The following is a 1,889-nucleotide window of genomic DNA, read 5'->3' as shown; positions in this document are numbered from 1 at the left end:
GTTTAGGGTACGGGCCGCCATGAAACTCGCTAGAGGCTTTTCTCGACAGCATAGGATCATCCACTTCACCACAATCGGCTCGGCATCAGGTCTCAGCCTTAATGTGCGACGGATTTACCTATCGCACGGCCTACACCCTTACCCCGGGACAACCACCGCCCGGGATGGACTACCTTCCTGCGTCACCCCATCACTCACCTACTACAGGTCTGGTCCGTCGGCTCCACCACTTTCCTTTCCCCGAAGGGTCCGGAACGGCTTCACGGACTTAGCATCGCCTGGTTCAATGTTTGACGCTTCACAGCGGGTACCGGAATATCAACCGGTTATCCATCGACTACGCCTGTCGGCCTCGCCTTAGGTCCCGACTTACCCTGGGCAGATCAGCTTGACCCAGGAACCCTTAGTCAATCGGCGCACACGTTTCTCACGTGTGTATCGCTACTCATGCCTGCATTCTCACTCGTGAACCGTCCACCACTAGCTTCCGCTGCGGCTTCACCCGGCACACGACGCTCCCCTACCCATCCCAGCCCCCGTTGGGGGTATGTGCTGGAATGACACGACTTCGGCGGTACGCTTGAGCCCCGCTACATTGTCGGCGCGGAATCACTAGACCAGTGAGCTATTACGCACTCTTTCAAGGGTGGCTGCTTCTAAGCCAACCTCCTGGTTGTCTGTGCGACTCCACATCCTTTCCCACTTAGCGTACGCTTAGGGGCCTTAGTCGATGCTCTGGGCTGTTTCCCTCTCGACCATGGAGCTTATCCCCCACAGTCTCACTGCCGTGCTCTCACTTACCGGCATTCGGAGTTTGGCTAAGGTCAGTAACCCGGTAGGGCCCATCGCCTATCCAGTGCTCTACCTCCGGCAAGAAACACACGACGCTGCACCTAAATGCATTTCGGGGAGAACCAGCTATCACGGAGTTTGATTGGCCTTTCACCCCTAACCACAGGTCATCCCCCAGGTTTTCAACCCTGGTGGGTTCGGTCCTCCACGAAGTCTTACCTCCGCTTCAACCTGCCCATGGCTAGATCACTCCGCTTCGGGTCTTGAGCGCGCTACTGAATCGCCCTATTCGGACTCGCTTTCGCTACGGCTTCCCCACACGGGTTAACCTCGCAACACACCGCAAACTCGCAGGCTCATTCTTCAAAAGGCACGCAGTCACGACTGTATGTGCAAGCACATACAGCGACGCTCCCACGGCTTGTAGGCACACGGTTTCAGGTACTATTTCACTCCGCTCCCGCGGTACTTTTCACCATTCCCTCACGGTACTATCCGCTATCGGTCACCAGGGAATATTTAGGCTTAGCGGGTGGTCCCGCCAGATTCACACGGGATTTCTCGGGCCCCGTGCTACTTGGGTGTTTCTCAAACGAGCCGTTGACGTTTCGACTACGGGGGTCTTACCCTCTACGCCGGACCTTTCGCATGTCCTTCGCCTACATCAACGGTTTCTGACTCGTCTCACGGCCGGCAGACCGTAAAAGAGAAATCCCACAACCCCCACGACGCAACCCCTGCCGGGTCTCACACGTCGTAGGTTTAGCCTCATCCAGTTTCGCTCGCCACTACTCCCGGAATCACGGTTGTTTTCTCTTCCTGCGGGTACTGAGATGTTTCACTTCCCCGCGTTCCCTCCACATACCCTATGTGTTCAGGTATGGGTGACAGCCCATGACGACTGCCGGGTTTCCCCATTCGGAAACCCCCGGATCAAAGCCTGGTTGACGGCTCCCCGGGGACTATCGTGGCCTCCCACGTCCTTCATCGGTTCCTGGTGCCAAGGCATCCACCGTGCGCCCTTAAAAACTTGGCCACAGATGCTCGCGTCCACTGTGCAGTTCTCAAACAACGACCAACCACCCATCACCCCGAAC

General features: G+C 57.0%; 1 rRNA gene (cut by a window edge). It reads right to left on the bottom strand.

What is annotated here, in order from left to right:
• A 23S ribosomal RNA gene (locus tag AC069T_RS30740) occupies window positions 1-1,828 on the bottom strand; it reaches 1,491 nt to the left of the window's first position.
• Window positions 1,829-1,889: the final 61 nt, after the last annotated feature.

The organism is Streptomyces sp. NPDC043867, from assembly GCF_056435845.1.
The sequence above is the reverse complement of the archived record's forward strand: the minus strand, read 5'-3'. Positions and strand labels throughout refer to the sequence as shown.